The sequence below is a fragment of the Veillonellales bacterium genome (assembly GCA_039680175.1).
In the GTDB taxonomy this organism is placed as follows: domain Bacteria; phylum Bacillota; class Negativicutes; order JAAYSF01; family JAAYSF01; genus JBDKTO01.
Genome location: JBDKTO010000020.1, coordinates 1 through 6,582, shown reverse-complemented (window position 1 = coordinate 6,582; position 6,582 = coordinate 1). Strand labels below are relative to the sequence as shown.

Genomic DNA, 6,582 nt, shown 5'->3' with positions numbered 1-6,582 from the left:
GCTTAAATGGGGTGGAATTGCTACTAACATATGGATATGATTCGAACAACATTCTGCCTCTATGATTTCTACTCCTTTGCGATTACACAAATCTCTCAAAATCTTCCCAATATCTGCCTTAATTTTTCCATATACTATTTGCCGACGATATTTGGGGGCAAATACTATATGATATTTACATCTCCACTTGCTATGTGATAAACTTTTCACGTCATCCATTTGACATGAACCTCCTTCTTCGAATTGTGGTTGTCAGGCCACTCATATTCTAACATAAGGAGGTTCTTTCCTTATCTTTAAGAATTTTTCCCTACCCCCAGTTGAACTGGGGGTTTTATCATGCCTCTTCGGCGACAATAAAAAGAATAGATAATCTGACCAACAGATTATCTATTCGGAATTAAACCTCATTCACTATTACCTGCGGCGCATTTTCTCCACAGCAAAGGTCAGGCGCTAACTAACCTTTGCTCTTATTATACCCGAACCCACCGGATATATGCAATAGTTTTAAAAGTATTCCAAAAAGTCCATTGGCATATGAATATTTATCCTGTTGGATGTATGCCAAAAAGTATACTTTTTGATAGAGTAAGGAGCAGAAAATGGTAGATAAAAATTAATTTCAAAAAAGGATTGTCGAATAGTTGAAGGAGTTGCCGTAATTTTAAAGAACATAATCCTATATTTGTAAAATCAATTGAGGCCTCAAAATAAAGATAGGGTATGTTCGAATTTCAGAACGGGCCCAAAACCCGGATCGTCAAATCTTAAAAATGAAAGAATTAGGCATTGAAGAACGATATATTTTTGTTGACAAGCAAAGCGGGGGAAATTTTGACCTTCCGCAATATCAGGCAATGAATCTGATTATTCGCGAGAAAGATTTAATTTATATTGATGCTCTGGATCGTTTGGGCCGGGATTATGACGGTATCATTCAGGAGTGGAAGAAAATTACCCGCATTGTCAAAGCTGATATTGTGATTCTGGAAAATGAAACTCTGTTTGACTCCCGTAAATTCCGCTCTACAGGTGATGTGGGGAATTTGCTGGAAGACCAGTTTTTAAGTCTTTTAAGCTATGTTGCCAAGCAGGAACGCCAAAAGATAAGACAGAGCTTTAGACAAGCTCGGATTAACACATTTACGAGCAAAAGATTTTATGCTTAATATTGACTTTATGTGTAAAATATGTGAAATGATTCAAAAGGCAGAATATGTAATTGCAGATATATCTGAGGAAAAATTAATTTCAACACAAGGAATTAATTCTGATTTAGAAGAGTTTTCAAAAACTGCTTTTAATGTTGGGTATGAATTAGGTATAGCACACGGGTTGGGTAAACAGACGATAATAATAAGAAAAATCGGTACAAAAGAACATCAAGATTTGAAGCGAAACGAAGCAATACTTTATTCTGATGATTATGAAAAGTTAACTAATGATATTGTTAAAATGTTTACAGATTCAAGAAAACACAATATATAACCACCAATTAATCCCAGGAAAGAATGACTACCTACTAGGCCGTATAGATAACCCTAGAATTAATGAGTAGTCAAACTGGGTTGGCGGGATTTGTGATGAAAACAACTTGGATTTTGGAGCAAAGGGGCTTATTATGTTTAAGAAAATATTACAAAGGGTTAAGAAAGATGAAATATACGTTTGTCCACATTGTGGTATGATGCTACCCGTTACAAGTTTAGATTATTTTGTTCAATGGCAGGAAAACCTTAAAACATTTAAGATTCGGGCCACCTGCCCTGCGGGATGCAACACAATCAATGATTGGTCTGAAATACTAATATCTGTTGCTGAGAAATCACGCTGTTCTTGTGGTAGTGAATTGCAATTATCTGATTACTCAATTTCCGGAAAAGGAAACGACGTTGTTTTAGAAATTAAATATACATGTAAAAAATGCAACTACAAAAAATCATATTTGAGTAAAGTATCAAGTTTTATTAGTAAAGTGTGGAGTTCTACAAAAAAAATTGAAATGGGTCCTTTCGGTATAAAAATAGAAAAATAAGTTTAAATAGTCAAAATGGACAACCGCCCTGGCATAATCGCCAGGGTGCATAAAAGTAGTCTCGGCTGCAGCTAGGCCAGGAGGTTAATTAAAGGTAATGCATATTGCATTACCTTTAATTAAATGTTATATTATTAATAATACAAATTTGTATTATTAAGATTGGTGGATAATATGCAAAAGTGGCATGTCGCATGGAATTTGCGCGGAAAGAAATATTACGCTTATTTACGTAATTCACAAAAAATTGAAGGAAAAGTTAAGACAAACAACGTATACCTTGGTGCCGATCTAGTAAGTGCTGCGGCGAGACTGCAACAATATTTAACGAACAACGACATACCGGAGCAAGACTATTTACTTCAATTGCATAAACTGGGAATTGAAAAGGGTGTCCCACAGAGTTCACAAGACGACCGATTCTTAAAGCGGCAAAAAACGGGCTGTTATTTTGATGAAATCCTGGATATGGTTGGTCAAATAACAAATAGTACAACTTTTGAGGAACGACAAAATCTACAAAAAAGGCTTTATACGGCTATAATCGGATTACGAACAATAGTGCTGCCAGAAACTGTTGAAACTACCGCGGCAACCCCAAATACAGAAGAAGAAACAAAAATTAGAGCGGATTTTGAGTATGATAAAAAAAAATCACAGTGGACTGAGGACAGCATAAAAAAGCAATTCAAAAGCTTAGAAAATTAAATAGGTAATACAAATTTGTATTAGTAGACATTCTGCGTATATGCGGGAGTATTTCTGCGTACTGCGTAGATCATGCAAGCGGCCATATGACCGAAATAATTACTCATAGAACTCTCTATACGATGGCAGCTCTATTGCCGCCAAGCGGCCCCCGAACACTCCGCCGCAGTCCACACAAAGCTTGTCTTTGTAAGTATTGTCGTACCATATGTGAGCGGTTTTTTTCTTATTTTTAGAACCCGGATGAAACAGCCAAGTAGGAGTATGACCAAAGATCAAAACTTTTTCCGGATATGCCGGACGGAAAGGAAAGGTCTCACCCATCCAGACAAGTTCGTCTTCGGTATTATTTTCAATTGGCTTTGTCGGATTTGCTCCAGCATGGCTAAAGATAAATTGACCCACTTTAAAGTAAATCGGCAAGCTTTGGACAAACGCTAAGATTTCAGCCAACTTTGCCGATGATAAACCTTTAATCTCGGCGTACATTTCCGCGCCGCCGTTATAAGTGAACCAATTATACAAGTACTCCGATGGGGTGGTACGCCAGCCGTCTGTATGCAGCATTTCAAGAAGGCTCTTTTCTAAAAATTGCTCATGATTGCCTTTCAGAAAAATTGCGCCTTTGTTTTGCAAATCCTTACAAGTTGCAAGGCATTTCAGGTTTTCCCTGCCGCGATCAATCAAGTCGCCACACACAATCAGCAAATCATAATCCGGCTGATACTGTGATTTTTTTAATAAATTTGAAAAATGCAGATTTTGTCCGTGTAAATCGGATGTAGCTAAAATGCGATCAACAGTACGCATCATACTCCCCACTTCTTCTGAAATGTACTATATTACTCCCTCTTCACTAACAGGTAATTCGTGCTGCGGCCACCTGACGGGCCTTTACTAAGGATGCCGCGCTCGACAAGGTTATTGATATCGCGGGTTGCCGTATCTTGGGAGCATTTGCAGATTGCTGCCCATTTAGAGGATGTCAGATTGCCCTTAAAGTCCTCCAGGAGCATCGTTATGATTTTCCGTTGCCGCTCGTTAAGCGTTTGACCGGCAATGGAATCCCAGAACTTAGCTCGTTGGAGGATTTTCGATAAACTGCCTCTAGCGCCCGCCAGCGCCCTATTCATGCAATCCAAAAACCAGCCTAATGTCTCGGTTATATCCATGGAACCCTTTTGAGCCGCTTCTAAGTGGTCATAGTAAGCGTCACGGCCCTGCCGGATTTGTGTGGACATACTGTAAAACCGTTGATAGCTGTTTTCTGATCGCGCCAGAAGCATATCGGCAAGAGCGCGAGAAATACGCCCATTACCGTCATCAAAAGGATGGATCGTAACAAACCAAAGATGAGCAATTCCGGCCTTGAGTACAAGGTCAGTACTATTTTCGTTATTAAACCAGTCGACAAAAGCAGTCATTTCCTGCTCCACACGGTCGGCCTCCGGTGCTTCAAAATGGGTATGCTCGTGACCATAAGGGCCGGATATGACTTTCATCGGACCTTTGCGCCATGCTCCAACCGTGATTGGGTGAAGCCCGCTGTAGCCAGTCGGAAATAATGCGGAATGCCAGCTAAATAAACGCTCCTTGCTTAACTCAACGTTGAAATTCCGGGTCGCATCAAGAAGCATCTCAACCACACCGTCAATGTTCCGGTCAGAAGGTACCAGTCCACCGATATCCACCCCCATGCGTTGTGCCACGGATGATCGTACTTGAGCTTGATTCAAAATTTGGCCTTCTATTTCACTGGATTTTACCACATCCTGGGTCAACGTCTGTACCACTGCTTCTTCCTGGAGGGAAAAACCTATTGATTTCATTTCGCCAATGAGCTTTCCCTGTTGAAAACGAACGTTAGCCAATTGAACGGCCAAGGCATTATAGTCCCAATGAAAACGTGGCCAATCGGGTAATTTGTGTATGTAAACCGTCGGCAATCTACGCACCTCCTGCGGATATTATAACATATTATTAGCACATATTCAATATTTCATCCGCAATACTTGCGGATAAAATGCTATTATTCTCCGCAACATCATCATTGTACATTGAATGCAAAAAATTTAGGAAGGCAATTAGGAAGGCAATACTCTATGGAAATAGGCATATTCCGTGGAAATAAGAGAATGCTTCAGCGTATAAAGTCTTGATTTCACTGAATTCATGGAGCAGATACATTCTATAAATTCCGCCTTTTTGGATTCCCAAACCGTGGGTCGCCAGTTCGAATCTCGTTACCCGCTCCAGTAAATTCAAGCATTCTAGCGATTTGCTAGAATGCTTTTCTGTGTTAGGAAGACAATAATAATGGTATCATAAATTAAGACATTTTCTGAACACGTTTATAATGAATCTGCTATACTGGAAAAAGCACAGAAAGAGGGTTCGTTATATGTCGCGTACAAGAAGAAATTTTTCAGCTAAATTTAAATCAGAGTTAATCCTTGAACTATTGAAAGGAGAGAAAGATCTCAACACCATAGCCACTGAAAACAAAATTCAGCCAAACCTTCTCCGCAACTGGAAGAAGGAATTTCTCGACAAGGCCAGTATCGTTTTTGATGACTCCCGCGAAGAAAATTTAAAAAGGAAAGCTCGCAACGGAACGCAAAGAGAAGACAGCCTATGCCAAGAAGGTCGGCCAGCTCACCATGCAGGTGGACTGGTTGAAAAAAAATCTGAAGAATTGTTCGGACCTGACTACGAGAGTCAATATAGTCCGAAACCTTTTGAAGACTAAGAAACTGCCTGTAGAAACAGGCGCGAAGCTGCTTAGCGTCAATCGGACCAGCGTCTACTACCACACACCGCCAGTATCGGAGGAAGAACTTGATTGTAAGGCCATCATCGACCATTTGCACACGGACAACCCAGCTTGGGGTGCTCGACAGATGTCATCTCAGCTTAAGACTTGCGGCTACCATGTTGACCGCCGGAAAGTACGCCGCTACATGATGGAAATGGGCATTGATGCCATCTATCCGAAAATGAATCTGTCCAAACGCCAACAAAAAGCGAAGGTCTTCCCATACCTGCTGAAGAGCGCTGCTATCAATCGTCCAAACCAAGCATGGTCAATTGATATTACCTATATCCCGATTAAGCACGGTTTCTTGTATCTTACTGCTGTAATTGACTGGTACAGCCGCTGTATTGTTGGATGGGAAATTGATGACACGCTTGATACCAGGATGGTCATCACGGCACTCAAAAAGGCTTTTAAAGTAGCTAAGCCGCTGATTTTAAACTCAGATCAAGGCAGTCAATTCACCAGCAACGACTACATTGACTTCGTAAAGCAGAACCATATCCGGCAAAGCATGGACGGCAAGAGCCGCTGGGCTGACAATATCATGATTGAGCGGTGGTTCCGTACGTTCAAGTACGAGGAGGCTTATTTGACACAGTATAACAATATCAAGGAAGCGCGTAAAGCCGTCAAGGAATACATCAAAACATACAATTTCCAGCGTTGCCACTCGGCTATCGGTAACATTCCACCGGCAAAGGTTTACTTTCCGGCAATGTTGCTGGATGATGCAGAAGCGGCTGCCTGAATCATCAGGTTCATTATAAAATCTTTAAAATTCTGTCTTGACAAGTGAGCCATTATAATACCTACTTAATTTAACTGGAATTCACCTATAGTATATCTTATCTCCAATCCGAATTACTGTAGTATAATAAATGATACAAAAGGAGAACGAAATCGCTCCGCGATGGCTTAAAAGCATAAAAAAAGATAAAAAGTATGTCCTTTTTGTGGTATTGTTTAATTGCTAAAGAAAACAAACCAAAAGGACGTACTTTTTACTTTATGATTATAT

9 protein-coding genes are annotated in these 6,582 nt (G+C 40.1%); 6 read left to right on the top strand and 3 right to left on the bottom strand.

Going from position 1 to position 6,582, the window contains the following annotated elements; translation table 11 throughout:
* The coding region (gene tnpA, locus ABFC84_03110; protein ID MEN6411739.1) for an IS200/IS605 family transposase at window positions 1-219 on the bottom strand (219 nt) is incomplete at its 3' end.
* Between the two features lie 494 nt (window positions 220-713).
* Between tnpA and ABFC84_03105 the strand changes: the two genes are divergently transcribed.
* The 4 genes from ABFC84_03105 to ABFC84_03090 all read left to right on the top strand — a co-directional run bounded on the left by ABFC84_03105 (window position 714) and on the right by ABFC84_03090 (window position 2,746).
* Window positions 714-1,172, top strand: coding sequence for a recombinase family protein (locus ABFC84_03105; protein MEN6411738.1), 459 nt, complete (start codon window positions 714-716; stop codon window positions 1,170-1,172).
* Window positions 1,173-1,182: 10 nt separating this feature from the next.
* Window positions 1,183-1,491 carry a hypothetical protein gene (locus ABFC84_03100; protein MEN6411737.1) on the top strand — a complete coding sequence of 103 codons (309 nt, stop codon included), beginning with the start codon at window positions 1,183-1,185 and terminating at the stop codon, window positions 1,489-1,491.
* Window positions 1,492-1,597: 106 nt separating this feature from the next.
* Window positions 1,598-2,038 carry a hypothetical protein gene (locus ABFC84_03095; protein MEN6411736.1) on the top strand — a complete coding sequence of 147 codons (441 nt, stop codon included), beginning with the start codon at window positions 1,598-1,600 and terminating at the stop codon, window positions 2,036-2,038.
* A 174-nt stretch (window positions 2,039-2,212) separates the two neighbouring features.
* Window positions 2,213-2,746, top strand: coding sequence for a hypothetical protein (locus ABFC84_03090; protein MEN6411735.1), 534 nt, complete (start codon window positions 2,213-2,215; stop codon window positions 2,744-2,746).
* A 99-nt stretch (window positions 2,747-2,845) separates the two neighbouring features.
* Here the strand turns inward: ABFC84_03090 and ABFC84_03085 are convergent, their stop codons facing one another.
* Together ABFC84_03085 and ABFC84_03080 are read right to left on the bottom strand one after the other, a co-directional pair.
* Window positions 2,846-3,559 (bottom strand): metallophosphoesterase, encoded by a 714-nt coding sequence (locus ABFC84_03085; protein MEN6411734.1) that lies wholly within the window; start codon window positions 3,557-3,559, stop codon window positions 2,846-2,848.
* A gap of 29 nt (window positions 3,560-3,588) precedes the next feature.
* Complete coding sequence (locus ABFC84_03080; GenBank protein MEN6411733.1) at window positions 3,589-4,692, bottom strand: Fic family protein; 1,104 nt, start codon at window positions 4,690-4,692, stop codon at window positions 3,589-3,591.
* A 455-nt stretch (window positions 4,693-5,147) separates the two neighbouring features.
* Between ABFC84_03080 and ABFC84_03075 the strand changes: the two genes are divergently transcribed.
* Window positions 5,148-5,495, top strand: coding sequence for a transposase (locus ABFC84_03075; protein MEN6411732.1), 348 nt, complete (start codon window positions 5,148-5,150; stop codon window positions 5,493-5,495).
* Window positions 5,407-6,312: an IS3 family transposase gene (locus tag ABFC84_03070; GenBank protein MEN6411731.1), complete on the top strand. Its 906-nt coding sequence runs from the start codon at window positions 5,407-5,409 to the stop codon at window positions 6,310-6,312. Before ABFC84_03075 ends, ABFC84_03070 begins: the two co-directional genes overlap by 89 nt.
* Window positions 6,313-6,582: the final 270 nt, after the last annotated feature.